General features: G+C 67.1%; 29 protein-coding genes and 1 pseudogene. 15 read left to right on the top strand and 15 right to left on the bottom strand.

All coding sequences use genetic code 11. The features are described from left to right. The first annotated feature begins 127 nt into the window (after positions 1–127). Entirely contained in the window at positions 128–1,132 is a 1,005-nt protein-coding gene (locus FDZ84_RS21975) for a nitroreductase family protein (protein ID WP_168587444.1), read from the top strand. Positions 1,133–1,138: 6 nt separating this feature from the next. Here the strand turns inward: FDZ84_RS21975 and FDZ84_RS21970 are convergent, their stop codons facing one another. Beyond that, positions 1,139–1,783: a response regulator transcription factor gene (locus FDZ84_RS21970; protein WP_168587443.1), complete on the bottom strand. Its 645-nt coding sequence runs from the start codon at positions 1,781–1,783 to the stop codon at positions 1,139–1,141. Positions 1,784–2,165: 382 nt separating this feature from the next. Then, the gene (locus tag FDZ84_RS21965; RefSeq protein ID WP_168587442.1) at positions 2,166–2,441 is read right to left on the bottom strand and encodes a hypothetical protein; all 276 of its coding nucleotides are present in this window, start codon (positions 2,439–2,441) and stop codon (positions 2,166–2,168) included. Between the two features lie 355 nt (positions 2,442–2,796). On the opposite strand from FDZ84_RS21965, the gene FDZ84_RS21960 reads away from it, so the two are divergent. Continuing rightward, positions 2,797–3,504 (top strand): XRE family transcriptional regulator, encoded by a 708-nt coding sequence (locus FDZ84_RS21960; protein ID WP_168587441.1) that lies wholly within the window; start codon positions 2,797–2,799, stop codon positions 3,502–3,504. A 574-nt stretch (positions 3,505–4,078) separates the two neighbouring features. Here the strand turns inward: FDZ84_RS21960 and FDZ84_RS21955 are convergent. Continuing rightward, the gene (locus FDZ84_RS21955; protein ID WP_246868336.1) at positions 4,079–4,507 is read right to left on the bottom strand and encodes an FHA domain-containing protein; all 429 of its coding nucleotides are present in this window, start codon (positions 4,505–4,507) and stop codon (positions 4,079–4,081) included. Between the two features lie 134 nt (positions 4,508–4,641). Next, positions 4,642–5,703 carry a TetR/AcrR family transcriptional regulator gene (locus FDZ84_RS21950; protein WP_168587440.1) on the bottom strand — a complete coding sequence of 354 codons (1,062 nt, stop codon included), beginning with the start codon at positions 5,701–5,703 and terminating at the stop codon, positions 4,642–4,644. A 112-nt stretch (positions 5,704–5,815) separates the two neighbouring features. Here FDZ84_RS21950 and FDZ84_RS21945 point away from each other — a divergent pair, with 112 nt between their 5' ends. After that, positions 5,816–7,006 carry a cytochrome P450 gene (locus FDZ84_RS21945; protein WP_168587439.1) on the top strand — a complete coding sequence of 397 codons (1,191 nt, stop codon included), beginning with the start codon at positions 5,816–5,818 and terminating at the stop codon, positions 7,004–7,006. A 481-nt stretch (positions 7,007–7,487) separates the two neighbouring features. On the opposite strand, the gene FDZ84_RS21940 is transcribed toward FDZ84_RS21945, so the two are convergent. The 9 genes from FDZ84_RS21940 to FDZ84_RS21900 form a co-directional block, all read right to left on the bottom strand. Next, positions 7,488–8,078 carry a hypothetical protein gene (locus tag FDZ84_RS21940; protein ID WP_168587438.1) on the bottom strand — a complete coding sequence of 197 codons (591 nt, stop codon included), beginning with the start codon at positions 8,076–8,078 and terminating at the stop codon, positions 7,488–7,490. Further along, the gene (locus FDZ84_RS21935; protein WP_168587437.1) at positions 8,075–8,731 is read right to left on the bottom strand and encodes a hypothetical protein; all 657 of its coding nucleotides are present in this window, start codon (positions 8,729–8,731) and stop codon (positions 8,075–8,077) included. The genes FDZ84_RS21940 and FDZ84_RS21935 overlap by 4 nt, the downstream gene beginning before the upstream one ends. Before the next feature lie 23 nt (positions 8,732–8,754). Beyond that, complete coding sequence (locus FDZ84_RS21930) at positions 8,755–9,063, bottom strand: hypothetical protein (protein WP_168587436.1); 309 nt, start codon at positions 9,061–9,063, stop codon at positions 8,755–8,757. A 3-nt stretch (positions 9,064–9,066) separates the two neighbouring features. After that, entirely contained in the window at positions 9,067–9,351 is a 285-nt protein-coding gene (locus FDZ84_RS21925) for a hypothetical protein (protein ID WP_168587435.1), read from the bottom strand. Positions 9,352–9,359: 8 nt separating this feature from the next. Beyond that, positions 9,360–9,848: a YbaB/EbfC family nucleoid-associated protein gene (locus FDZ84_RS21920; protein ID WP_168587434.1), complete on the bottom strand. Its 489-nt coding sequence runs from the start codon at positions 9,846–9,848 to the stop codon at positions 9,360–9,362. 315 nt (positions 9,849–10,163) lie between these two features. Beyond that, complete coding sequence (locus tag FDZ84_RS21915; RefSeq protein WP_168587433.1) at positions 10,164–10,988, bottom strand: carbohydrate ABC transporter permease; 825 nt, start codon at positions 10,986–10,988, stop codon at positions 10,164–10,166. Continuing rightward, positions 10,985–11,926 carry a carbohydrate ABC transporter permease gene (locus tag FDZ84_RS21910; protein ID WP_168587432.1) on the bottom strand — a complete coding sequence of 314 codons (942 nt, stop codon included), beginning with the start codon at positions 11,924–11,926 and terminating at the stop codon, positions 10,985–10,987. Before FDZ84_RS21910 ends, FDZ84_RS21915 begins: the two co-directional genes overlap by 4 nt. Next, positions 11,923–13,272, bottom strand: coding sequence for a sugar ABC transporter substrate-binding protein (locus tag FDZ84_RS21905; protein ID WP_168587431.1), 1,350 nt, complete (start codon positions 13,270–13,272; stop codon positions 11,923–11,925). Before FDZ84_RS21905 ends, FDZ84_RS21910 begins: the two co-directional genes overlap by 4 nt. Continuing rightward, entirely contained in the window at positions 13,265–14,266 is a 1,002-nt protein-coding gene (locus FDZ84_RS21900; protein WP_168587430.1) for a zinc-dependent alcohol dehydrogenase family protein, read from the bottom strand. The genes FDZ84_RS21905 and FDZ84_RS21900 overlap by 8 nt, the downstream gene beginning before the upstream one ends. A gap of 128 nt (positions 14,267–14,394) precedes the next feature. On the opposite strand from FDZ84_RS21900, the gene FDZ84_RS21895 reads away from it, so the two are divergent. Both FDZ84_RS21895 and FDZ84_RS37875 read left to right on the top strand, forming a co-directional pair. After that, positions 14,395–15,375 (top strand): sugar-binding transcriptional regulator, encoded by a 981-nt coding sequence (locus FDZ84_RS21895; protein WP_168587429.1) that lies wholly within the window; start codon positions 14,395–14,397, stop codon positions 15,373–15,375. A gap of 252 nt (positions 15,376–15,627) precedes the next feature. Continuing rightward, positions 15,628–15,966 (top strand): hypothetical protein, encoded by a 339-nt coding sequence (locus tag FDZ84_RS37875; RefSeq protein WP_210435042.1) that lies wholly within the window; start codon positions 15,628–15,630, stop codon positions 15,964–15,966. A gap of 74 nt (positions 15,967–16,040) precedes the next feature. On the opposite strand, the gene FDZ84_RS21885 is transcribed toward FDZ84_RS37875, so the two are convergent. Further along, positions 16,041–16,334, bottom strand: a complete 294-nt coding sequence (locus tag FDZ84_RS21885) for a hypothetical protein (protein ID WP_168587428.1) — start codon at positions 16,332–16,334, stop codon at positions 16,041–16,043. A gap of 139 nt (positions 16,335–16,473) precedes the next feature. On the opposite strand from FDZ84_RS21885, the gene FDZ84_RS21880 reads away from it, so the two are divergent. From FDZ84_RS21880 to FDZ84_RS21865, 4 genes are read left to right on the top strand one after another with little or no spacing between them, the layout of a single operon-like run. Further along, positions 16,474–17,748 carry a helix-turn-helix transcriptional regulator gene (locus FDZ84_RS21880; RefSeq protein ID WP_168587427.1) on the top strand — a complete coding sequence of 425 codons (1,275 nt, stop codon included), beginning with the start codon at positions 16,474–16,476 and terminating at the stop codon, positions 17,746–17,748. A 34-nt stretch (positions 17,749–17,782) separates the two neighbouring features. Then, entirely contained in the window at positions 17,783–18,517 is a 735-nt protein-coding gene (locus FDZ84_RS21875) for a toll/interleukin-1 receptor domain-containing protein (RefSeq protein WP_168587426.1), read from the top strand. Next, positions 18,514–20,511, top strand: coding sequence for a hypothetical protein (locus tag FDZ84_RS21870; RefSeq protein ID WP_168587425.1), 1,998 nt, complete (start codon positions 18,514–18,516; stop codon positions 20,509–20,511). The genes FDZ84_RS21875 and FDZ84_RS21870 overlap by 4 nt, the downstream gene beginning before the upstream one ends. Further along, positions 20,508–20,837 (top strand): hypothetical protein, encoded by a 330-nt coding sequence (locus FDZ84_RS21865; protein ID WP_168587424.1) that lies wholly within the window; start codon positions 20,508–20,510, stop codon positions 20,835–20,837. The genes FDZ84_RS21870 and FDZ84_RS21865 overlap by 4 nt, the downstream gene beginning before the upstream one ends. A gap of 349 nt (positions 20,838–21,186) precedes the next feature. On the opposite strand, the gene FDZ84_RS21860 is transcribed toward FDZ84_RS21865, so the two are convergent. Further along, on the bottom strand, positions 21,187–21,576 hold the full coding sequence (locus tag FDZ84_RS21860) for a VOC family protein (RefSeq protein WP_210435041.1): 390 nt from the start codon (positions 21,574–21,576) through the stop codon (positions 21,187–21,189). A gap of 248 nt (positions 21,577–21,824) precedes the next feature. Between FDZ84_RS21860 and FDZ84_RS40820 the strand changes: the two genes are divergently transcribed. The 6 genes and pseudogenes from FDZ84_RS40820 to FDZ84_RS21830 all read left to right on the top strand — a co-directional run bounded on the left by FDZ84_RS40820 (position 21,825) and on the right by FDZ84_RS21830 (position 25,794). After that, positions 21,825–22,040 carry a hypothetical protein gene (locus FDZ84_RS40820; protein ID WP_371812650.1) on the top strand — a complete coding sequence of 72 codons (216 nt, stop codon included), beginning with the start codon at positions 21,825–21,827 and terminating at the stop codon, positions 22,038–22,040. A gap of 105 nt (positions 22,041–22,145) precedes the next feature. Further along, entirely contained in the window at positions 22,146–22,361 is a 216-nt protein-coding gene (locus FDZ84_RS21850; RefSeq protein WP_168587423.1) for a hypothetical protein, read from the top strand. A gap of 49 nt (positions 22,362–22,410) precedes the next feature. Beyond that, on the top strand, positions 22,411–23,589 hold the full coding sequence (locus FDZ84_RS21845) for a M20 family metallopeptidase (protein WP_168587422.1): 1,179 nt from the start codon (positions 22,411–22,413) through the stop codon (positions 23,587–23,589). A gap of 4 nt (positions 23,590–23,593) precedes the next feature. Continuing rightward, positions 23,594–24,382 (top strand): annotated as a pseudogene (locus FDZ84_RS40815) (MFS transporter); the annotation flags it as partial. Continuing rightward, positions 24,374–24,898, top strand: coding sequence for an MFS transporter (locus FDZ84_RS40810; RefSeq protein WP_371812910.1), 525 nt, complete (start codon positions 24,374–24,376; stop codon positions 24,896–24,898). The pseudogene FDZ84_RS40815 and the gene FDZ84_RS40810, both read left to right, overlap by 9 nt. A gap of 527 nt (positions 24,899–25,425) precedes the next feature. Further along, positions 25,426–25,794 carry a DUF4180 domain-containing protein gene (locus FDZ84_RS21830; RefSeq protein ID WP_168587420.1) on the top strand — a complete coding sequence of 123 codons (369 nt, stop codon included), beginning with the start codon at positions 25,426–25,428 and terminating at the stop codon, positions 25,792–25,794. Position 25,795 lies beyond the last annotated feature (1 nt).

The following is a 25,795-nucleotide window of genomic DNA, read 5'->3' as shown; positions in this document are numbered from 1 at the left end:
CCTCCACTGTGACACGTACTAACGGTTCGCACCGGGGCTCGGCGTGGTCCAGTGGTGACGATCGGCTCTGGTTCACCGGACCGCCTCACCGGCACCCTGACAACAACGGCGACCGGAGAGGATACCGATGAACACGCTCATCGGCGCAGTGGGGTACCTGACGGCTGACCAGACCCGGGCTGCACTGCTCAAGGCCACCGCCGCGCCGTCGCTGTACAACAGTCAGCCCTGGCGGTTCCACTGCACACCAGATGCCATCGCGTTGTACGCGGACCGGTCTCACGCCGTGCCGGTGGCGGATCCGGAGCACCGCGAGCTCGTGCTCGCCTGCGGTGCGGCGCTGTTGAACCTGCGGCTGGCGATACGGGTGCTCGGCGTGCAGCCGGACGTGCGCGTGCTGCCCGGGCACTCCTCGCCGGATCTGCTCGCGGTCGTCCGCCCCGTCCGGCGGCGCCCGCCGACGCCCACCGATGTCGAACTGGCGGCGGCGATCCCCCGGCGTCGAACAAACCGCAAGCCGTTCCTGCCCAACTCGGTCCCGCCGTCGCTGCACGGCCAGCTGCGGCAAGCGGCGGAAGCGGAGCGGGCGTGGCTCGCCATCCCCGAGCGGGAACAGCTGCCGAAGGTGCAAGCGCTCACCCAGCAGGCGCACGAGGCGCAGATCTCCGACGCGAAGTTCACGGCGGAACTGCAACATTGGACGGGCCGCGACTCGAGCTCGCCCGATGGGGTGCCCGCGCGCAGCAGCGGTCCGCGGCCGGAACCGCAGGACGAATGGGTGCTGCGCGATTACAGCAGCGGTCAGGCGAAGGCCCGGGTCGTGGGCAAGGACTTCGAGCCCGAGCCGCTGATCTGCGTCCTCGGCTCGTTCCAGGACGGCGTGCTGGCGCAGCTGCACGCCGGGATGGCGATGCAACGCGTGCTGCTGGCCGCCACCGCCGCCGGGCTGTCGAGCTCGTTCCTCTCCCAGGTGGTCGAGGTTCCCGGCACCCGCAAGGAACTTCGCTCGCTCATCGGCGGCGGGTTGTGGCCGCAAGCGGTGTTGCGCATCGGCTACGGATCGCCGGTACCGGCGACGCCGCGCCGCCCCTTGCACGAGGTGGTCAGCGGCGAGCCCGTCCCCCGCACCTGAGCGTGGTCACGCGCCCTTCGGCCGGTGGTGCAGCTGGGTGGCCAGGACCGCCGCCTGCGTTCGGCGTTGCAGCCCGAGCTTCGACAGCAGGCGGGACACGTAGTTCTTGACCGTCTTCTCCGCCAGGTACATGCGGTCGGCGATCTGCCGGTTGGTCAGGCCTTGGCGGATGAGGTCCAGCAGGACTCGTTCCTGAGCTGTCAGCTCGGGCAGCTCCATGGACTTGTCCAGCTTCGCCCGCAGCCGGTTCATCAGGTCCGCGGTGGCCTGTTCGCCGAGCAGCGCCTTGCCCGATCCGACGGTGCGCACCGCCGACGCCAGCTCCATCCCTTTGATGTTCTTGATCACGTATCCCGCCGCACCGGCCAGCATCGCGTCCAGCATGGCTTGCTCGTCCGGGAACGACGTGAGCATCAGGCAGTTCAGCCCGGGCAGCCGGGAACGCAGCTCGCGGCAGAGCTCGATGCCGTTGCCGTCGGGCAGCCGCACGTCCAGCACGACCACGTCCGGCCGCAGGGCGGGGATGCGGGCCTCCGCCTCGCGGGCCGTGGCGGCCTGGCCGATCACTTCGAGGTCGGGCTCGGCGCCGAGCAGGTCGGCCAGCCCGACCCGCACCACCTCGTGGTCGTCGACCAGGAACACCTTCGTCACTTCGGACCGAGTGCCTTCCACGAACCCCAGGCTACGAGCCGCTTGCCACCGGTTCGAGTCGATACTGAACCCCTGTTCCGCGAGTGGCGCATGGGGTTCGGGCTCAGGCGTCTGGACGCCGATTTCCCGGGAAGTGGGCTATGAAGCTTCAGGCCTTCTCGCGAGATCTGCCGCAGATTGTCCATGATCAAAAAATCGCCCCTGGACCATCGATACTGCCTGTAACCGCTGATGCTGGCAAGGGTGCTGATGCGGCGATGCCCCGCACCGTGGGTGCGGGGCATCGCTGCTGTCAGGGCTTAATCAGTCGTCGTTGTCAGTGTTGACCAGGTCCTCTACCTTGTCGTCACCCTGCGACCAGCGATCGATGTCCCGATCGAACTCATCCTTCGGCTTGCCCGACAGTGGCTGTCGTCTGCCCAGCATCAATGTCCTTCTCCTTCTTCCGCTCAGCGGGCGTGAAGGTGTTTTGGACGTCAGGCAGGTGCGTCTTCACCAGGTGCACCAGGTGCAGTGAACGCTTCAGTGCGTCCCCGAACACCGTCGGCTGTTGCTTCGACGTCCAGCGTTCTTCAGCGCCGCACAGGTTGCATGTCTGTGTGTCGTCTTTCGCAACGCTGTACTCAAGCTGGATCGGGTGCACGCGGACGGTTGCCATACTGGGTTACTCCTCGGCTCGGCGCGATGGTTGAACACCTCCCCTCACTTTACGTGATCGATCGTCCGGACAGGCCGTAAAAGGTCAATCGACCGTCTCGGGGTCTGCCGGTGTGGCGGGTGCGGCCGGTTGGCAAGCCAGGAAGGACACCAAGCAACTTGCCAACCGGCCGCGACGGCCCGGTTCCGAAAGGGGAGGAGTGCGCCGCGTGTCGAGGCACAGCACACATACGAACCGGGCCGCGTCTGAGATCAACCGGACAGGTGGTGAACGCCCCCGACGAACTCCGGTGCGCACAAGGGGCCGCAGGGACGGGCGGAGTTTGGAAGCTCTCGTCTATCGCGTAACGAGCGGAATGCTGGATCGACTCGGAGAAACACGCTTGCCGTGGGTTGCCGCAGAACGATCTATGGCAGCAGCGGAACAAGCGGGAGATCCACTGTTGATCGCGGGCGGGGCATGGAGATTAGCCGTTGTTCTGCGCCACGCTGGACGTCTCACCGAATCCACTGATGTGCCCATTTCCGCAGCAGACGCGCTCCGCAGAAATGACAAAAATGCCAGCCCTGAGCACCTCAGCATGTACGGTTCTTTGATGCTAAAGGGTGCGGTTGGGGCAGCGACCATAAACGACCATTCAGCGACACGGGACTACCTTCGCGAGATTGAACGTACCGCAGAACGCATTGGGCAGGATCGAAACGATTTCTGGCTAGCATTTGGGCCGACGAACGTCGCGATTCATCGAGTATGGCTAGCCTTGGAAATGGGCGACCCTTCCCATGCGATCAATCTATCGGATTCGGTCCCAATTGACCGCCTACCACCTGAACTAGCAGAACGACGCACGTCGCATTTGATTACCGTGGCGTGGTCTTTCTACCTCCGCAGGAAATACCGCGAAGCGCTAGACCTGCTCAAGGAAGCAAAAGAAGCAGCCCCCGAACAATTGATCTTCACCAGTCGCGTTCACAACATGTTGCGTGGAATGCTTCACCGGGAGAGGAGCTCTATTAAGACTGATCTACGGGAGCTTTCCGATTTTGTAGGCGTCGCCGCATGACAAGGCGCCCCCGGCGGTTTCACCGGGGGCGCCGTCGCGTCTGGGGCTTAGAATGTACCGGATTGACTTACCGTCCCTCTGACGCGATCAGAGTATCAGGTCCGGCCGTTCTGTCTGCGATGATCCTCGATCGGGCCCGCCAGGTCGTGTAGCGCTGTTCGCGGACGCTGAACGATTTCGCCAAGCTTTGGCGGATCTTCTTGCCAGACACATGAAAAAATATCTCGCCACTGAGACCATGAGCCGACAATGGGAACAAACGAGAAGCCGATCTTAGTCTGCCCCGCACCCGCCCCGCACCACAGGTGCGGGGCATCGCCGCATTGTGCGGCTTGGCCGCATCACGACGCTTATTCACATCAGCCGTTAAAGTGCGTACAGGCCGATTAGGGATCATTTTGATCAGGGCTATCAGGTGGCAGGTCCCGCGAGAAGGGCCTGAAGCTTCATAGCCGATTTCGCGCGAAATCGTCGTTCCCCACGCCTGGCAGGCGCCGATTTCGCGCGAAATCGCCGTTCCCCACGCCTGGCAGGCGCCGATTTCGCGCGAAATCGCCCGGCTCTGCGCGGCGGCTCAGGCGTCGGTGCGGAAGGTGAAGCGGGCCTTGCCGACCCAGATCTCGTCGCCGTCGGTCAGCTCGGCGCACTCCACCGGCATCCGGTTCAGGTAGGTGCCGTTGAGCGAGCCGCCGTCCACGAGGACGAACCGGCCGTCCCGGCGGCGCAGCTCGGCGTGCTCGCGCGAGACGGTGATGTCGTCCACGACGATGTCGCATTCGCGGCCGCGCCCGATCGTGGTGCGCGGGGTGCTGATCACGAACCCGGTGCCGGCGTCGGGCCCGCGGTTGATCACGAGCCTCGCACGGCCGCTCGGCTCCTCGGGCACGCGCGGCGCCGGAACCGGCTGCGCCGCTGCGGCGGGCACCGTCCAGGGCCGGGCCGGCTCGTCCAACCACTGGGTCCCGCTCGGTGCGGACGCGTCGATCCGGGTCTGGTTCATCATCGTTCTCCCTACCAACAAGCAAAAACGCCGCTGCGGGCTGCGCTGTCCAAATGCGGCGGCTGAACCCAGAATGCCGAAACCCGGACGCGAACGACCAGGACGTTGGTCCTCACTTTTCGGCGTCCTCGGCGGAATCACTCGTGGTGCACGAGTGCGTGGGCCGTGGCGTGGCAGGCGCCACGGCCGTCGGCGCGGGCGACGATCCGGTTCGCCTCGATGCGCACCGCGGTTTCGGTGGCGTCGCTGACCGCTGACACCCCTGCAGCCGCGGCGAGGGCGCCAGACGCGTCGCACACGACCTGCAGGCGGGGCAACGACGAAGCCGGGAATGCCTGGCGCAGGCAGCCGCACAGTTCGGCGATGGCCAGCCGCGCCAGCGGCGCGAACTCGCCAGGATCGCTGGTGACCAGGGCAATCGTGGCCGCGGCCCCGGCGCGAACCGCTTCCTCGGCGGCGGAAAGCCGGTGCAGCCCGAGCACCGCCACCACGCCGTCACCGGTCAACCGCGCGGATTCGCCGCGCACGAGGTCGATCGCTTCCGGTGGGGACCACGGCTCGTCGGTCGGTTGCGTCGGCGGGACGATCGGTGGCGGCGCCCAGAAGTCGTTGAGCGCCAACCCGGACAGGCGCTCGCAGGCGCTGATGATGTCGAAGGGTTCGACGAAACCCGGTGCGGCGGCGGCCAGTTGGCTCGCGCCGTGCAGCGTCGTGAGCACGGTCTCCGCTAGCCGCACCAGGCGGGCGGGTGGCGCTCCCGGCGGGACTTCCGGGGGCTGCAACCGTTCCAACGCGAGCGCGAGCAGGAGCGCATCCAGCTTCATCAGCTGCGCGAAGGGGCGCTGCACCCGCTCATCGGCCAGGATCTCCGGCATCAACTCCGCGCCGAGGGGCCGCTCGTCGGGCAGGCGCGCGACCCATGCACGGGCGAGCCCGCCGAGCGCGTCATGGGCGTTGCGGCCCGACGACGGGTGCAGCGGCGCGGGCGCACGCTCGGCCAGGTCGGCCAGGACCGCGAAGTAGAGGGCCCGCTTGCCGGGGAAGTTGGAGTAGACCGCGCCGCGGGTGAGCTCGGCGCGCTCGGCGATGGCGTCGATCTTGGCGTCGCGGAAGCCGAGCTCGGCGAACTCGTCCCGGGCCGCGGCAAGCACCTTGCCGCGGTTGCGTTCCTGGGTTTCCGCCCTGCTGAGCCGAGCCATCGTTCTCCCCCGAAGCGGACCTGCGCCGGTTGCCGTCCAACTCGATCCAAGATACCGTCAGCACTCGGATGATGAGAACATCTGAAATGACCATCTGACTTTCGGAGGCAACGTGACCAGCCAAGATGTGACGGTTCCCGAGATCGACCTGACGACGCCCGAGGTGCTAAACGACCCGTTCGCGGCCTATGGGCGCGCCCGGGAACGTTCGCCGCTGGCACGGCTGCTGGTCCCCGGTCTCAACCCGATGTGGGCCGTTCTCCGCTATCACGACGCCAGGGCAGCGCTGACCGATGCCCGCTTGGAGCTCACCGGCGACAGCTTCGCCATGCGGCCCGACGTGCCCGAGGACTGCCTGCCCTACATGCGGACCATGCAGGAGATGGAGGGGCCAGAGCACACCCGGCTGCGCAGGCTGGTCGCGCCCGCGTTCACCGCCCGCCGAGCCGCCGAGTTCCGGCCGCGCATCGAAACGATCGCCAAGGCCCTGCTGGACGACCTGCCCGACGACGGCGAAGTGGACCTGCTGCGGCACTTCGCCCGACCGCTGCCGATGGCCGTGATCTGCGAACTGGTCGGCATCCCCGAATCGGACCGGCCGAAGTGGCGGGAGTACGGCGTCCACGTCGCCGCCGGTTACGGTCCGGGGCTCGCCGAGTCGATCCCCGGCATCATCGCGGGCGCGACGGCGGCGGTCGCGGCGCGACGGGCCGAGCCCGGCGACGACCTGGTCTCGCAACTGATCCGAGTCCAGGACGAAGACGGCGACCGGCTCAGCGACGCAGAACTGGTCACCCTGATCTGGAACGTCGTCCTGGCGGGCCAGACACCGACGAACCTCATCGCCAACGGCGTCCACGCCCTGCTCTCCCACCCCGACCAGCTCGCCGCCCTGCGCGCGAAACCCGACCTCATGCCGCGCGGGGTGGAAGAGCTGATGCGCTGGTGCGGCCCGCAACTGCTGACGATCCCGCGCTTCCCGCGCGAGGACGTCGAGATCTCCGGCGCACGGATCGGCAAGGGCCAGCCGGTGACGGTCGTGATCGCGTCGGCCAACCACGACCCGCGGGTGTTCCCCGAAGCCGACCGGCTCGACGTCAACCGCTCCGCCGGGCCCCCACACCTGGGCTTCGCGCACGGCGCGCACTTCTGCCTCGGGGCCGCACTGGCCCGAACCCAAACCGAGGTAGCGCTTTCCGCCCTGCTGAGCCGATTCCCGAACCTGGAGCCAACGCCCGAGGGCGCACAACACCTCCCCGACCCAGGCACCCGGCGCCTGACAACCCTGCCCGTGACCCTCTGACTCCGCACAACGACCGGACCCAGCGTGCCGTTCCGCGACAAGCACGACCAGCAAGTCCTCAACGCGCATGCTGGGCTACAGAACCAAAGTCGCGATGCCCGAGGAGGTTACCTAACCCTCAACCTCTGGAACGTGGCGTTCACCCGCGCGACCTCACGACTGGTCGTCGTCGGTAACGCGAATCCGTGGCATGGCACCAAGGGACTGCTCAGAACACTGCTGGCAGAGAACGCAGGTCTCCTGAACGCCAACGATCCCGACATCGACGAGCCGCTCGCCAGGTTGCACCAACGCCTCGTCGTAGCCGGGATCGAGTGCGACTCGGCTCCGCCAACTCTGCACCGTCCAGGAGCTGATGCGTGCCGCGACCGATGGAAAGGTCGTCCCGGTCCCGGTCTGGCGCTGCCTCTCCGACCCCGCAGAGCTGCTGGCCGATCTCGGCTGCTGACCAGCGACCGATTCCGCAGGCCGCTGCGGGTTGTCAGGGTTTCGCCGCGTTCGCGGCTATTTCGCGCGCGAGGACGGCGGCCGGTTCAACGGCTTGACCGGGTGGGATCGGGGTCGTGTTGCCCGCCGCGTCCACATTTACTCCGGCGAAGGACATTTTGAGGTTCAGGTTGCCGACGACGATGATGTAGTCGATGCCCTCGCTCGTGCTGCTTCGCACCGCGTACTCGCCGAAGCCCAGCACCCGCTCAAAGTGGTTCGGCGAGTCCCCGCTCAGCCGGTCCAGTTCTTCCAGCGCCCCGTTGGATCCGGACCTCGCGTCGTTGCTCCGGTGCAGGCTTACGTGCAGGGACAGCTTCCGTTCGAGCGGATGAGCGCCTTCGGAACCCAGATCCCGGTAGGTCCACGAGCAGTATCCGGTGGTTTCAACCGCGATCGTGTCGGTCTCGTACGGCGTTCCAATCAGTTGGCCTGCCGTCACCGGCGAGACCAGATCGCAAATCTGCGGTAGCACCTTGAACCGGTCATCGTCCGGATCGAAGCCCGGGTTTCCGGCGCAGCCCGCCGCGAGCAGGCCCACCACCGTCGTCACCGCAACCGACCGCAGCAGGGTCGAGATCTTCATTTCGGTCGGACCTTCCAATCACTGGGTTCCGCGGCAGCGGCGGGTAGTGGCTCCGGAATCTTCAAATCCGCGGCGACTTGCGCTATTTCCACCCCGGAGCGCCGGAAATCGGCCATAACCTGAACAACACGTTCGGCCGTCGACGTCATCTGCCGGACGAAGTTCGCGAGCGCCTGGAGCACCTCGTCGGCGACGTCGAAGATGGTTTCGTGGATCCTGGCGATGAGCCCACCGGTCAGGCTGATGACCTCGGCCGCCGTGTTCCCGATCAAGCCGATGGCTATCTTGTATGCCTCCGTTATGTGGTCCCGCATGTCTAACAACTTCTTGCTGAACCGGTCGAAGAGGTCCGCGGTGTCCTGCATCACCTTCGTCACGTGGTCCAGGTAGGCGATGTACGCCTCGGAGGCAGAGCCCGTCCAACTGGCCGCAATCGCCGTGCGGGCATTGGTGACCGTCTCGTCGGCTTGGAGCAGTTCGGCCTTGGCTGCCGGCGACCAGAGTCTGGCGATGCCCAGAACAGCTTCGGGGTGTCCGAGCCAGTCGCGGACTTCGTTGACCATGCGGACGATCACGTCCTGACCGGTCTTCTCGGCATATTCGATGATCTTGGTTGCCTGTTCCTCTGGAAAGGGCGGGTTGGCGGCGGTCATGCGGATTCCTTCCGACGCGGGCGCTACCGAAGATGTCCGAACTGGGCGACGATCTCCTGTTGCCGGCGTTCCTGATCGTCGGCGACCGCGCGCAGGGCCTCGGCGGCGCTGTGGAGGTTGTCCGCTCCCTTGCGCAATCCCAGCTCCAGGTCCGCCGCCGCCTCGTTGCAGCTGAGCACGATCCCGTCCTGCTTGCCGAGAAGGCCGAGGTCGTCCGGAGCGAGCAAGTTTCCGTTGACCGCGTGGAGGGCGTTTCGCCAACGGCTTTCGGCCTCCGACAGGAGAATCACGTTCGCGCGCAACGCTTCGATGATGACGTCGAATCCGGACATCCCTCACCGCCGCGCCTTCAATGCCTGCTGCCGGACGGCCGCGGCGCGCCGCTCCGCGCGCCCCAATGCCTCGACCACCTGGTTTCCGAGAGCTTTCTCTGTGGTATAGCAGAGTTTGTCGTGTTCCAAGCTGATGTCGACGAGTTCTCCGTACCCGTTAACGGCTAGCTCACCAAGGTCGCCACCAATCGCTTCCACCACCGTCTCGGCCGCCACGCGCCGGTTTGCCGCTCGCACGGCCGCAGTCCGCTGCTGGATTTCCGCGAGCAGGTTCTCGATTTCGTGCATCGAAGCCATCACTGCCCGCCCGCCAAGTCGGGCGCCACCTTCTTGAACGCCCGCGAGGCGGCTTCGGATGCCCGCGAACGAGCTTTGCCAATGGCATCTTTGATTTCCGCAGCGACCGTCTCAGGATAGATGCTGCTGAGAACCCCACCCCGGATCGCGATTTCCGTTACGGTCCCGTTGCCCAGACATGTCGCGACCACCCGACCCGAACCGGACCGCCCGCTGAAGTTATGCCTTTCGTGCTCGCCCCGCGCTCGGCGGATCTCCTTGGCCCGGCGTTCCAGGTCGTCCGCTGCTCGGCGTAGTGCCTCGAAGTCGACTCGATGCGTCTCCACAAGCGCCCCCAGAATTCCCGATGGATTTGCGGTGAACTCATTCTGGAGACTATCGACGTTTGGCCACGGGCGGACCACCCCCAAGAACTCGGTACGTATTTCACTCGAACAGTTCAGCCCGATCAACTGAAAACTACCCTCGATGGAATAGCCGGATGACACACCCGGTGCAACCCCGTCACACGGTCGGATTAATTCGACATTCCCAATCGAAGCACCAGGCACCGTTGGCGATCTGCCAATGCAGGCGGCAGGACTCCCACGAACGCTACCAATCCAAAGAGTTCAATCCAACGATCGGGTGCATTTTTACACTCGATCAATGAATCGCAAATGCGATAGTTCCGAAGCCAATTCGAGAAAACCGGAAATTTCCCCCGCAGCAACGTTGGGAATATGCCACGAGACAGGCCGCCGAACGAACAACGGCCCGGATTCATCCCGGTTCGGGATGAATCCGGGCCGCTACCGGCCGGGTTACTTCACCGCGCCCATGGACAGGCCTCGGACCAGGTGGTTCTGGGCGAACCAGCCGATGATCATCACCGGTAGCGAGGCCAGCAGGGCCGCCGCCGAGAGCTGCGCCCAGTACAGGCCCTCGCTGGTGATGAAGCCGACCAGGAACACCGGGACCGTGCCCGCCTGCGCCGCCGTCAGGTTCACCGCGTAGAAGAACTCCGTCCAGGAGAAGATGACGCAGATCAGCGCCGTGGCCGCGATTCCCGGGGCCACCACCGGCAGGATGACCTTGAACAGCAGGGTCGGCAGTTTCGCGCCGTCGACCCGGCCGGCTTCCACCATCTCCCTGGGCACTTCCAGGAAGAACGAGCGCATCATCCAGATCGCCAGCGGCAGGTTCATCGCCGTGTAGAGGATCACCAGCGCCCAGACGTTGTCCAGCAGCTTCAGGTTCTGCGAGATCACGTACAGCGGGATGATCGCCGCGACGATCGGCAACATCTTGGTGGACAGGAAGAACCCGAGCGCGTCGCGGGTGCCCGGCACCGCCGAGATCGACAGCGCGTACGCCGCCGGGACCGCCATCAGCAGCACGAGCAGCGTCGACACCACCGTGACGAACGCGGAATTGCCCAGGTACGGCAGGAAACCGCGCTCCAGGATTCCCGCGAACTGGTCCAGCGTCGGGGTGAACACCAGGCGCGGCGGGTCGGTGTAGGCGTCGGCTTCCTGCTTGAACGCCGTGAGCACCATCCACAGCAGCGGGAGAACGAACAGGATCGCGACCAGCCAGGTGAACGCGGTCAGCGCCCACCGGCCGACGGGGTTTCCGGTACGCATCATCGCACCTCGCTCACGCCGAAGGTCCGGAACATCAGCCGCAGCGCGAAGGTCGCCACGATCAGGGTCAGCACCACGACGATGACGCCCATCGCCGAGGACTGCCCGATGTCGAAGCCCTCGAAGGCCCGCTGGTAGATGTAGTAGGGCAGGTTCGTGCTGGCGGTGCCCGGACCGCCCTGCGTCATCAGGAAGATCGCGTCGAAGCTGTTGACGATGTAGATCGCGCCCAGCAGGACCGCCAGCTGCAGGTACCGGCTCAGCTGCGGCAGGGTGATCGACGCAAAGGTGCGCCACCGGCCCGCTCCGTCGACCGCGGCGGCTTCGAGCACCTCCTTGGACTGCGCCTGCAGGCCCGCGAGGATCAGCAGCATCATGAACGGCGTCCACTGCCAGACGATCTGCGCCATGACCGAGGCCAGCGGGAACTCCGACAGCCAGTCGATGTCGCCGCCGAAGACGAAGTTCAGCAGGCCGTAGGTCGGGTCGAACATCGTCGTCTTCCACAGCAGCGCCCCGGCCGCCGGGAGGATCAGGAACGGCGTGATGAGCAGCGTGCGGACCACGCCGCGGCCGAGGAACTTCCGGTCCAGCAGCAACGCCAGCCCGAGGCCGAGCAGCATCGCCACCAGCACGCAGACCACGGTCAGCAGCACGGTGTTCAGCATCGCGCCCCGGAACTGGCTGTCGGCGAACACGTCCACGTAGTTGCGCAGGCCGACGAAGTGGCGGGAACCGGGGCGCACCAGGTTCCAGGACTGGAGCGAGTAGAAGACGGTGAGCAGGAACGGGATCTGCGTGACCAGGATCGTGAACAGCAGGGCGGGCAGCAGCGGCGCCCGCCGCAACCACGCCGCGCCGGACCACTTGCCGACCGGCTTGCGGATCGGGACGGGGGTCGTGGCTGGTGTCGTGGCGGGTGTCGTGGCGGTCTGGGTCATCGGGTCTCCCGGTATGCCGCGCCGACAGATTCGGCGTACTCCTGCGACTGCTGGAGCGCCTCGTCGACCGTGATCTGCCCCGCGATGGCGGCGGAAAGCTGTTGGCTGACCCGCGTGCCGAGGTCCTGGAACTCCGGGATGCCGACGAACTGAATCCCCGGATAGGGCACCGGCCGAAGCATGGTGTTGCCCTGCTGGGCGCGGTCGATCCCGTCCAGGGTCGGCTGCGCGTAGGCCTTGGCGGCCTGCTGGTATTCCGGGATCTGGTACGTCGACAGCCGGCAGCCGGGCGGAACCCGGTTCCAGCCGAAGGTGTTGCCGACGTTGCGCACGAACTCCTTGTCTGTCATCCAGCGCATGAACCGCCAGGCCGCGTCCTTGTCCTCGGCGACCTTCGGCATGGCCAGCGACCAGGTGTAGAGCCAGCCGCTGCTGCCGGTGCGCTCGACCGGGGCCGCGACGTAGCCGGACTTGCCGACGATCTTGCTGCTCTCCGGGTCCTCGTTGGTACCGGCCATGACCGTGGCGTCGTACCACATCGCCGCCTGCCCCTGGCCGTACCGCGTGCCGCACTCGGAGAAGCCCGCGCTGGACGCGCCGACCTCGCCGTGCTGCCGCACCAGGTTCACGTAGAACTCGGCGGCGGACCGGAATTCCGGCGAGGTCAGCTGCGCGTTCCAGTTCTCGTCGAACCAGCGCGCGCCGAAGGTGTTGGCGACCGTGCTGAACGGCGCCAGGCTCTCGCCCCAGCCGGGCTTGCCGCGCAGGCAGATGCCGGACACGCCCGCGGCCTTGTTGTCGAGCTTCGCCGCGAAGTCCGCGATCTGCTGCCAGGTCGGGCGTTCCGGCATGGTCAGCCCGGCCTGCTCGAACAAGTCCTTGCGGTAGGCCAGGAACGACGACTCGCCGTAGAACGGCACCGCGTACATCGACCCCTGGTACGACAGCGAGTCCCGGATGCTCGGGATGAAGTCGCCAGGGTCGTAGCCCCGGCTCTTCTCGATGTAGGGCTGCAGGTTCTCCAGCCAGCCGTTGGCCGCCCACTGCGGGGTTTCGTAGTTGCTGATCATCACCACGTCGAACTCGCCGCCCTCGGTGGCGGTGGACGCGGTGATCTTGGCGCGCGCCTGGTTCTCGGGCAGCTGCACGAACTTCAGCTTGATGCCGGGGTTGTCGCGCTCGAACTGGTCCGACAGCGCGATCGCGTCTTCCATCTGCGGGTTCGACACGATCGCGATGACCAGCGTGCGGCCGCCGGACCCCAGCGCACCGGCCCCGGCGCAGCCGGTGAGGGTGAGCAGTGCGGTGCACGCGAGCAGCGTGAGCTTCTTTATTCGGCTATGCATCAACGCCTCCCGGCAGCACCTGGACCTTCAGCCCGGCGCCGCTGCGCATCAGGTCGAGCGCCGCGGGGAACTCCTCCAGCGGCAGGGTGTCGGTGAGCAGCGCGTCGGTGTCGATCGCACCCGAGGCCACCAGGCCGAGCGCCGCGCCGTAGCTGTTCAGCACGGCCATCGAGCCGACGATCTTGATCTCGTCGTGGTAGATGCGGAACGGCGACAGCGACACCCGGGCCTCGGCAGGGGCGACGCCGAACACCAGCAGCCGACCACCGCGTCGCAGCGAGTCGAAGGCCGCCTCGATCGCGGGCGCGGCACCGGTGCAGTCGACCGCGGCGTCGAACCGCTCGTCGAGTGCGGCGACGTCGGTGCCCACCCGGACCGCGCCGAGCTGGGTTGCCCGGCCCAGCCGCGCCTCGTTGCGGTCGACCACCGTCACGTGCGCGCCGCCGCGCTGGAGCAGCTGCTGCATCAGCAGCCCCATCGTGCCCGCTCCCACCACGAGGAACCGTTCGCCCGCCTCGACGCCGATCTGCCGGACGCCGTGCACCGCGCACGACACCGGTTCGACCAGCGCGCCCTGCTGCCAGGTCATCTCGTCGGGCATCCGGTAGCAGGTGGACGCCGGGACGGCGACGTACTCGGCGAAGGCGCCGTCCACGGTGTCGCCGGTGGCGTTCCAGTTCGCGCAGAGGTTGCCGTGGCCCGACCGGCACGGGGTGCAGTAGCCGCAGAACAGCGAGGGGTCCACCGCAACGCGGTCACCGATCTTCCAGTCCCCCGGTGGCTCCGCGCCGATCTCGACGACCTCGCCGGCGAACTCGTGCCCCGGCACGATCGGGTAAGGCGTGGGCGGGAAGTGACCGTCGGCGATGTGCAGGTCGGTGCCGCAGATCCCGGTTGCACCGACCTTGAGCACCAACTGCCGGTCTCCCGCCCTCGGATCCGGCACGTCGCCCACCCTGACCGAACCGGGCTGATCGATGATCGCGGCGCGCATGACACTCCATTTCAGTCTGCTCAAATGAGCGCGTCTCGTTGCGGTCATCCCGCAACATGCGGTGCATTCAAGGACTTCATGCCGAGTTACGTCAACCTTTCGCCCAGGTTTCGCGCTATCGTGCTCACATGAGCACCAAAGGGCAGAGATTCAGCCTGACCGACACCTTCACCGCGGCCTCGATCGCGCACCGGTTCTACACCCAGGGCCGCTCGAAGATGGAGATCGCGGAGGAGTTCGGCATCAGCCGCTTCAAGGTGGCGAGGATCCTGAGCTCAGCGCAGGAAACCGGCCTCGTGCGCATCGAGTTCGACCTTCCGGTGCCGGTGGACCTGCCGCTGTCGGACGAGGTCCGCGCCGCCTATGGGCTCCGCCGCGTCCTGGTGCTCAATCGAGCACAGAGCAAGGGCGACCGGCCGGAACTGCGCCGCCGGATCGGCACGCTGGCGGCGCAACTGCTGACCGAGCTGGCCACCCCGGACGACGTTATCGGCCTGGCCTGGGCGCGTTCGGTGAACGCCATGGCCGAAGCGGTCAAGTCGCTCCCGAAGTGCCCGATCGTGCAGCTGTGCGGGGTGCAGGCGGGCATGGACATGCGCGACCGGTCGGTGGAGACGGTGGGCCGGGTCGCGCAGGTCGGTGGCGGCGACGCCTACCCGATCTACGGCCCGCTGGTGCTGCCGGACCGCCGCACCACCGACATCCTGCGAAAGCAGCCGGGCATCGCGGAAACCTTCGACCAGTTCCAGCAACTGACCAAAGCGGTGGTGAGCATCGGCGCGTGGCAACCGGGCGAATCAACGGTCTACGACGCGCTGACCCCGAGCGAACGAGACTCGATCGGCCGACGAGGAGCAACGGCGGAGATCGCGGCCCGCCTGTTCGACGAGGACGGCAACGCCCTGTCAACGGGCCTCGCCCACCACGTGCTGGCGATCACCCACGACCAACTCCGCCGAGTCCCGGAAGTGATCGCCCTGGGCTACACGGAACCGAAAGCCGAAGCGATCGACGCGGTCCTGCGCTCCGGCATCGTCACCACCCTCATCACCGACGCCGCAGCAGCCGACCGAATCCTGGAACTGGCCACCCGACGCCCACCCCAGTAGCCGGCCGGTTTCCCACGGGGACAGACTCCTTGCTCCTTCAGGCATCGAGTCGCGCCGTCGGCGAACCAGTGCGTCGCGCCGAGGCCAGAATCGCGGGCGGTACGACGCACGCCGGCGCCGGCGCGCCGATGTTCCTGCCGACGTCGAACTCGTACTTCTCCGCGGCAGCACGCCCGGTTGTCGAGCCAGGGCCCCTCGCGGCCGACACCGTCGCAACATAGTTCGCTAAACGAATTATAATGGCGTTTCCCAGTGGATCCCGTCGCCCGCAAGCACCCCCAGCTGAACGGCGAGCAACCCACGGCCACCTACCAGCCCCCGCCCTTCCCCATGATCCTGCTCCCGCTCGGCACGAGCGGCGGTGTCGGACAGCTGCCCTCCCCCGATGGCCCGGTCGGCACCCCTGCCGCGATGGTCTCCGAGTACAAGGGCGCGGATCTGTTCACCGGCCGCTTCACCAAGCAGTTCGGCCCCACCGCCGGAAGGCGGGGACTACCGGTTCGTGAGTGTCCTTCGCCGCTGTTGCAGCCTGCCGCTGTTGCAGCTCTTGAGTCCGACACCACTCACGAGTCGCGTCGACGACCGGGATGACGCACGCACATCCGAGATGATCCGGTGAAACACCGTTTCCCGTTGCCTTCTACAACGGGAAACGGGAAACGGCTCTATTTTCCGGCTCGGGAGTCCAGTTCTCCGCCACAATCCTCCGACGAGCGGCGCGCAGCCGTGCAGGACCTGATTTCCCTCCATGCGTCGAGGACTGCGATGAATGCGGCGGAGAGCACCAGCACCAAGGCGAACAACTCAACACCGGAAAGGGCGATGCCGGCAAGGACGAGCAACGCCCACGCCTGCGCGGCGGTGAACACGAATGCAAGCATCACCCGTCCGAGCGACCTCGCCAGGGACGGATTGCGCCGTTCGGGTGTCGATTCTCGGACGAGCTCATCCTTGATCATCTCTTCTCCTAAGGTCTGCCGGTGGTCCGGTCGGCCAGCCGCCGGACCGGCACGTTTCACCGTGCGCGAAAACCGCTCGGGACCAACAGCCCTTTCCCGTCGCTTGCCGAACCAGGCAACGGGAAACCCGGAGGACGATGTGACTGAACAGCCCATACTGTTCGGGGCAGAGCTTCGAAGACTGCGCACCGCGGCCGGTCTTTCCCTCACTCGAATGGCCGCGCTGCTGCATTACAGCAAGGGCTACGTCAGCAAGATCGAAACCGGTGGGAAAGGACCGACACCGGACTTCGCCCGGCGTTGTGATTCCATCCTCGAAGCCGGTGGGGAACTCGCGAACCTGGTTCCCGCGCGGTCTTCCGAAGCGCCGCTGCCCGAGGTGAACGGCGACGGTGAGGTGTGGATGATGAGTCTCGATTCAGGCGGGAGAAGCTGGTTCCGGCCGATGGACCGGCGGCAGGTGCTGGCGGCGGGCGCGGCCTCGGTGCTCGCCTTCGGCATGGGCGGCGGTCACGCAATCGCCGAGGACGGCACGGTCTCGACGTTCCGCACCATGTTCGACCAGTTCCGCAGGCTGGGGCAGACGGCGAGCCCGTCGGTGGTGCTGCCCGCGCTCATCGCGCAGACCCACACCCTCCGCGAACTCGCCGCCCGCGCCAAACCCGCGGCGAGTGCGGAACTCCTGGTGCTGGGCGCGCGGTATGCCGAGTTCGCGGGTTGGATGGCGCAGGAGTCGGGTGACAACGCGGCCGCCCTGTGGTGGACCGACCGCGCCGTGGAGCTCGCGGATGCAGGACAGGACCGGTCACTGGCGGCATATTCCCTGGTGCGCCGAGCGCTGGTCACTCTGTACCGAGAGGACGCACTGGCGACGATCGACCTCGCCCAGCAAGCCCAACGGATCGCAACGTCCGCCCGCATTCGCGGACTCGCCGCGCAGCGCGAGGCACAAGGCCACGCGCTGGCCGGAGCCTACGACGCCTGCATGCGGAGCCTGGACCGAGCTCGCGATCTGCTCAGCACGGCCCAGCCCGAAGCCGGACCGGTACTCGGCACAGCGAACCTGACCGACCCGGTCGCGATGGTCTCCGGATGGTGCCTTCACGATCTGGGACGCCCGAGGGATGCGACGGTGATCCTCGACCGGGAAGTCGAACGAGTTCCGCCGCACGCTCTTCGGTCCCAAGCGCGCTACGGCGTCCGCCGCGCCCTCGCGCACGCCACGGCGGGCGACATCGACCACGCCTGCACATTGCTCGTGCAGGTCCTCGGAATGGTCGACACCGTCAGTTCCGCCACCATCAGTACCGATCTCCGGCGCGTGGCCCGCGTGCTCTCGCGGTTCCACACAGCATCCTCGGTGCGTGAGCTGCAACCCAGGCTGGTCGCCACGCTGCACAACCAGACCGCCTGAGAACTCTTCATTCCCACAGAAGTGAGGTACCGCTGTGCCCGATATCTTCATCAACTACCGCACCGGAGACTGCGAACATGCCGCGGTAGCGATCGAACAGAACCTGTCCGCGCGGTTCGGCCGTGAACGGGTCTTCCGCGCCAGCAAGTCCATCCGCCCCGGCGAGAACTACCGCACCGGGCTGTCGACGGCGTCCTCCAGTGCCCGCGTGCTGCTTGTGCTGATCGGCCCGAAATGGCTCGACGCTCGTGATCGAGACGGAAATCGCGCACTGAGCAATAAGGATGACTGGACCCGCAAGGAGATCCTGAACGCCATGCGCGGCGGTGCCCGGATCATCCCGATCCTGTGTGGACGGAAGCTGCCTCGACTGGTGGCCGCCGATCTTCCGCGTGCCCTGGCATCGCTGGCCGACCTCCAGTCCTTGACCTACGACACTGGAAGCGCCGAGGCCGGTCTCGATCGGATCGCCACCGAACTCATAGACCTGGTGCCGGGGCTCGTCGACCGGACTGCGAAAGCGTCCTCGACCGACGCCGTGCACTACACCAACGGCGGTCCGGTCAACGGAAACATCGTGCAGCTTCGCGACATGAGCGGCGGATCGATAACCAACACGGCGTTCAACGGCCCGACGGGCCCGGTGAGCACCGACGGCGGTGACCAGCACATCTCCTACGGAGACGGGGCGACCCACATCACGGGCAAGAACACCGGCGGAATCCGCCACAAGTTCGGCTCGAAGCGCGAGCGAGGCGAGCACCGGTGACCGAAACCAACAACGAATTCCACAACACGCAGGGCAGCCCGATCCACGCCGGCTCCGGCGATCAGAACATCAACCCGGTCTACTTCACGATTCACGAGAGCGTCCAGCAGCAGGCTCGCGGGTCACGGTTGACCCCGAAGGACGATCTGCGTTGGCTCAAGCTCCGGTTCGAGCCGCCACCGAACTTGGGCGTCGCGCGGGACATGTTGCGGCAGTCCCGCACCGTCGTACTCACCGGGCTACCGGGAAGCGGTCGACGCACTGCGGCGAAGATGCTCCTGGACGAACTCGCCGACGATCACACCCCATTCACCGTGCTTGACGACGAGGCACACAAGCAGGACCAAAGCCTCGACAAGTTGAAGGTCCAGCCCGGGCACCTGTTCGTGCTGGACCTCTCGGACAGCAACGAGGACGTGTTCCGTGCCCGGCAACGAGATCTTCTCTCATTTCGCACGGTCCTCCAGCAACACAAGGCTTTTCTCGCCGCCGTCGTGCCTGATTTCCGCAAGCACCACCTCGACCCGGACCTCGCGCAGTTCGGGGCCCGGATCGACCGGCCACACGGCGCCTCGGTGTTGCGACGGCACCTGGAAGCGGAGGGGATCTTCCTCTCCGAGCAGCAGCTGACTTCGAAGGAACTCGCACGCATCCTGTCCGCACCGATGTCGGAGATCGCCAACCTCGCGCAGATGGTGGTGCTCGCCCGGGACACGAACCGAGGCGGAGATCTCTCGATCTGGCTCAGTGAAGCGGTTTCCGCCCGAATCGACCGCAGCGACGAGGTGACGGAGCAACTGAACAAGGTGCCAGGCGGTCGGCGGCGTACGGTGCTGTTCGCCGCAGCGATGTGCCGTGGAGCGTCGAGCGACGCGGTGTTCTTCGCCTCCCATCGCCTGGTGAGCTCGTTGAGCCTCGACGGACGCGAGGAACCCCGGATGGAACAGGAGGGCTACCGCACTCAGCTCGGTGATCTGAACATCGATGTCGCGCCGAACAACCGGATCGAGTTCAGCCGGCTCAGCTACGACCGGGCGTTGCGCGAACACTTCTGGGACAACTATCCGGATCTTCGGGAGCCGTTCTGCCGGTGGGTGGACGGCATCATCCGCATCGAGCAGTTCACCGTGCAGGACCGAAAGAACCTGGTCGACCGGTTCGTGGAACAGTCGTTGCGCACCAACTCGCCGGGGCACGTGAAGTGGCTGATCGACCAGTGGATCTTTCCGAGGCAGAACGGAGCGCCGAACGTACTGCGCGACTACGGGGTACGAGCCCTCCTGGCGGGTTTGGATAACGAGCGCCACGGTCACTTCTTCCGGCGCCTGGTGTACGAGTGGTCGCGGCGCGACAACCTTCCCGGCGACGTCGGGCAGATCGTGGTGGACGTGTGCACCGAGGTGATCGCTCCGGCCTACCCGGAACAAGCTCTGGTCCGGCTCCACCACCGGGCTCGCCGCGAAGACGGGACCGGCGCCCCGACAGCCCACCAGGCCCTCGTCGAGCTGATCTCTCGCGATCCGATACTGCTGCGGCTGCTGCTCGAAAGGCTCACAGCAGATCTGCCGAAGCAGCAGCCGTCGCCCGCCGACCACTTCCTGTTCCTCGCCGTCGCGGACCCGTGGCGGCTTGCCGATTCGAGCAAGCGTTCCCAACCCCTCGCGGCGGACCACACGATCCGTTCCCAGCTCGGTTTCTGCTGGCGTGCGACCATGCTCGCCCGCCCGGACATCGTCGCGCCACGCGTCTGCCACTGGTTCGACGCCGCCGGCCGCACTGCGGCGTACGACCTGCTGCTCGGCATCCTGGCGGACGCGGCGAGCCGGCACCTCCACCTGCTCGGTTCGTTGCACGTCCTCGCGCGCGATTGGAGCCGCACCCCGAACGGACGCGCCGAGGTCTTCGTGCGGTTGTCCCAGCTGATCGACATGGCGCAGGGCCTGCACGCCACCGACTACACGTTCAACCGAGTCCCCGAGGAGGCTGCTCGATGAGCAAGGAAAACCGGATCCTGTACGGCGGCCTGGCACTCGCGGCCGTCATACCGCTCCTGCTCGGCTTGCTGCTGGAGTGGCCAGCCTGGGTCACAGTTCCGCTGTCCGCAGCGGTGCTGTACGGGATCTACCGCAAGCTCATGCACGGGAACAGGACCACCAGCGACCACGTCGGCGTGGTCTTGGACAGGATTGGCCTGTACGGGGACAACCCGGTGCGTGCTCTGACCGCCCATCGCCTCGCCAAGCTGATCGAAGCCGCCGGGAATCCCGGGGTGGCCGAAGAAGTCCGCCAGAAGTTCGACGCACCACGCCCGCTCGGATAGCAACCGAGGCCCGCGGTCGTAGCGCGGGGCGTTGTCGGGGTGGCCGGGAGGTGCTTCGCGGGCAGAGCACCTCGTCCACTCGTGGCCTGGTGGACGTCGTGCTCGAACTCGACGAGCTGGGAGAGCGGATCGCGCTGCCGCTCCTCGCTGATCAACAAGCTGTCGTCGCGTTCGCCGTCGGGCGGAACCTCGGGATGCGTGCCCGCCATCGCGAACCAGCCCCTCCGCCCGAAGCTCCCCCGACGGTACCAGCCACCACCAGCGCTACAACAGGTTCGGCCCGCGTACGCGGTGCCCGCCCGATACGAGACCGGGCGGGCACCGCGCCGCTACTAACCGTCCACTTCGGTCACTTCTGCGGATCTGCCTCGTAGGGTTGGGTTATCGCTTCGAGGTAGTGGCCCGACGGGTCCAGGAAGTAGACGCCTCGGCCCCCGTGGTTGGTGTTGTACTGCTGGGGGAGCTTTCGGTGCGGATCCGCCCAGTGGTCGAGCCCCGCCTCCTGGATCCGGGCGTAGATGCCGTCGAAGTCTTCCTCCGTGACGAGGAATGCGTAGTGCTGCGGCGGGAATTCGATGCCCGGCTCGGCGAACAGGAGCGTCACTCCCGCATCCAGGTAGACCGTGAGAAAGGGGCCGCCGGGCTCCGCCGGCGGGAGGTCGAACATCGCCGTGAAAAAGGATGCCGATACCTGCTTGTCGCGCGCGGCGACGATGGTGTGATTGAAAAGAGTGGTCATGAAGACCCTTCGAACCCGCGCCTCCATGCCTGACACAGGCTGCCACCGACACGCGACGCTGCCCGGATCAGACCACAAACGCTTTCAGCGCGTCAAGCCGGTTGTGTCGGTAGGCGTCGGCGTCCGTCCGCAACCGGATTCCCACCTGGCGATATGGGAACAGCGACGGCGCGCGGATGCTTGAACGGCGTGGCATCGAGCGAAAAGGGGGAGGGCATGAGGTTCCGGACGGGCGAGGTGCGTCGCCGATGACATCACCGCTGCTCGACAATCCCGCTTGGGCTTCGCTGACCGGCCCGCACGCCCGGTTCGCCGAGAAGCACGGCCGGGTGTTGCGCTACCCGGTCGACGTGGCGCCGTTCCTGGCCATCCCGGACGAGTGCGACGTGGACGGCTGGCGGGACGATCCGTCGCCAACCTCGCCGAGCACATTTGACCGCCGGGGCCGTGGTCACCCGGAGTGATGGCGATTTCGCGCGAAATCGCCGCCTCCGCCTCACAGCGACCGGCGATTTCGCGCGAAATCGCCGGCCCGGCGCTAGCGGAGGGACTTCTTGAGGATCTTCCCGGTGGGACTGCGTCGGGCCGCTCCGGGGCTTCGGTACGACGAGCCAGGTCAGCACCGTGTTGTCCTGCTCCAGCCAGCCTTTGGGGAGTTCGTCCAGGATCCGGACCTCGTGCGGGCACTTGTACGCCGCGAGGCGCTCCCGGCTGAAGGCGAGCGTTTCCGGCGCGCGAACGTGCATCCGCAACGGTTTCCCGACACTCTGGTGCTCGCCGGATGACGGGCGGTCATCATGGCCGTGACGTGATCACGAGGTGAGGAGACGGCCGTTGTCCGAGCGCGAGCTGCAAGACGAGTTGGTCCGATTGCGGCGGCAGCTGCACGCCGAGCCCGAACTCGGGCTGGACCTGCCGCGCACCCAGGAGAAAGTGCTGGCCGCGCTGGACGGGCTACCGCTGGAGATCACCACCGGCACCGGGCTGAGCTCCATCACCGCGGTGCTGCGCGGCTCTCGTCCGGGGCCGACGGTGCTGCTGCGCGGCGACATGGACGCCCTGCCGGTGACGGAGCGGACCGGCCTGGACTACGCCTCCCGGTTCGACGGCAGGATGCACGCGTGCGGGCACGATCTGCACACCGCGATGCTGGTCGGCGCCGCGCGGCTGCTGACCGAACGGCACGCGGAGCTGGCCGGTGACGTGGTGCTGATGTTCCAGCCCGGCGAAGAAGGCTGCGACGGCGCGGGGAAGATGATCGCCGAAGGCGTGCTGGAAGCCTCCGGGTCCCGCCCGGTGGCCGCCTACGGCATGCATGTCATGGCCGCGCGCCACGGCCTCGGGACCTTCCTCACCCGGCGCGGCCCGCTCATGGCCGGCGGCGACCTGCTGCGGGTGACCGTGCGCGGCGCGGGCGGTCACGGCTCCACCCCGCACCGGGCCAAGGACCCGATCGCCCCGGCCTGCGAAATGGTCGGCGCGCTGCAGGCGCTGGTCGCGCGCACCATCGACCCGTTCGAGACGCTGGTGCTGACCATCGGCAGCTTCCACTCCGGCAACGCGGGCAACGTGATCCCGGGCGAAGCGGTCTTCGACGGCACGTTGCGCTGGTTCTCCGCGTCCGCACGGGACGCGGTGTGGGACGGGATCACCTCCGTTTGCAACGGCGTCGCGGCAGCACACGGCGTCAAGGTGGACGTAGAGCTCAGCGAGTACGTGCGCGCCACGATCAACGACGACGCCGAGGCCGAGTTCGCCGCGCAGGTCGCGACGGAGCTTCGCGGCGACCGGTTCTCCTGGCTGGACCGCCCCGTCACCGGCGGCGAGGACTTCTCCCGGGTGCTCGAACAGGTGCCGGGCGCGTTCATCTTCCTCGGCGCCTGCCCACCGGACCGCGACCCGGACACCGCGCCGGACAACCACTCCGAGTTCGCCGTCTTCGACGACAGCGTGCTCGCCGACGGCGCTGCACTCTACGCCGAACTCGCCGTCCACCGCCTGGCCCGCGCGTAATTCGTTGTCAGCGTTGAGAAATCCGGAGGCAGCATTGATCATCGAGACCGAGCGGTGCGCGACGCCACGGAAGTGGCGGACCATCGTCAGCACCGGCGCGGGCAACGCGTTGGAGTGGTTCGACTGGAACGCCTACGCGGTGTTCACCCCGTTCTTCGCCGCGCAGTTCTTCCCCGCCCACGACAGCACGAGCGCGGTGCTGTCGAGCCTGGCGATCTTCGCCGTCGGGTTCCTGATGCGGCCGCTGGGCGGGCTGCTGTTCGGCCGGTTCGGCGACCGGCTCGGTCGCCGCACCGCCATGGTCGGCTCCATCGCGCTGGCCTCCGGCGGCAGCCTGCTGATCGGCATCGCGCCGACCTACGAGTCGATCGGCATCGGCGCAGCGCTGCTGCTCGTGGTCGCCCGGCTGTGCCAGGGACTCGGGCACGGCGGCGAGATGCCGGCGGTGCAGACATACGTGGCCGAGATGGCGCCGCAGGGGCGGCGCGGTATCTGGTCCAGCCTCGTCTACGTCTCGGGCACCTGCGGAATCCTGGCCAGCTCCGCCCTCGCAGCGGCGTTGACGACGGCACTGCCGCCTGGCGAGATGAGCGCATGGGGGTGGCGGGTGCCGTTCCTGCTCGGCGGCGTCGTCGGCCTCTACACCTTGGTAATGCGGATGCGGCTGGCTGAGACGCAGGCCTTCGACCGGCAGCGGACCGAGGCCCGGCCGCCGCTGTGGCGGAGCTTCTGGGAGCAGCGCACCGCGTGCCTGCGGGTGATCGGGCTGACCGTCGGCAGCACCGTGGTGTTCTACACCTGGGTGGTCTCGGCGCCCGCGCAGGCGATCAGCATCCACGAGCTCGACCCGGCCGCGGCGCTGTGGGTCGGCGCCGCGGCCAACGCGGTGTTCATCCTGTCGTTGCCACTGTTCGGGGCGCTTTCGGACCGCATCGGCCGCAGGCCCGTGCTGCTGCTTTCCTTGGTGGGCAGCGCAGTGGTCAGCTACCCGCTCAGCTGGCTCGTCCAGGACCAGGTCTGGCAGTTCGCGGTGGCGATGATCATCGCGCTGCTCGTAATCGCGCCCGGTCCGGCGATCATGCCCACGGTGTTCGCGGAGCTGTTCCCGACCCGGATGCGAACGACGGGCACCGGATTCCCCTACGCCATCGCCACGGCAGCGTTCGGCGGCAGCGCGCCGTACCTGCAGACCTGGCTCGCCAGCGGTGGTCGGGGCGACGTCTTCCTCGGATATGCCGTGGTGCTGCTGGTGATCAGCGCCGTCGTCGCCTACCGCATGCCGGAGACCAAGGACATCACCCTCGGCTGAGCTAGTCGCGGAAGAGCAGCATCCGCTGGATTCGGGGCACCCCGTCGAGAACACGTGCAGGTTGAGGGCCGGGTTCCGGCTCCGGAGCAGCCGGTGCTCGTGCCAGCCGGATTCCCTTACGTGCAGCGCATAACCCGTGAGCGTTTTTGGGGGGGCTCTAGCACCCAAAAACACTCACGGAAACATCCACACAACAAACTACCCATCCCCACCCATCCCCACCCATCTCTCCCCATCTCTCCCCATACCGGGAAACCGCAGCCGCCATCGGCCGGTGCCACACCTGTCGAGGTGTCGAGTATCGTGCAGATCGACGGCGTCGACCGGGCCGCGGCCGATCGCCTGAACACGCGCGAACTCCGCCAGCAACCCCGCGCACCCGCTGCGCATCCAGACGGTCTACGACGAGGAGCGGAACCGCATGAAGTTCGTGGTCCTTGGCGGCGCAGGAGCCACCGCCGAGGTCTTGCAGCTGATCGAAGCCGTGCTCGACGGCGACAACGGCCTGCTCTCCGGGGAGGTCGGCGGTGCCTGACGCGATCGAGGAGCGGGCCGGGGTGCAGGTGCTGGTGTGCGACCCGGCCGGGCCGCCGGTGACCACCACGCAGGACGCCCTGGACCTGATCGGCGCGTCCTACGCCGGCGCCGAGGTGGTCGCGGTGCCCGCCAGCCGGCTCGACGAGCGCTTCTTCACCTTGGGCACCCGCTTCGCCGGCGAGGTCATGCAGAAGTTCGTCAACTACCGGGTGCGCCTGGTCGTCGTCGGCGACATCTCCCGGCACCTGGCGGCCAGCTCGGCCCTGCGGGCCCTCGTGCACGAGTCGAACAAGGCCGACCACGTTTGGTTCGTCCCCGACCTCGACGCGCTCGACGCCAGGCTGCGCGACGCCGCCTGAG

This window comes from Saccharopolyspora sp. ASAGF58 (assembly GCF_012277335.1).
Lineage (GTDB): Bacteria > Actinomycetota > Actinomycetes > Mycobacteriales > Pseudonocardiaceae > Saccharopolyspora > Saccharopolyspora hattusasensis.
This window is presented reverse-complemented; position numbering and strand designations above follow the sequence as displayed.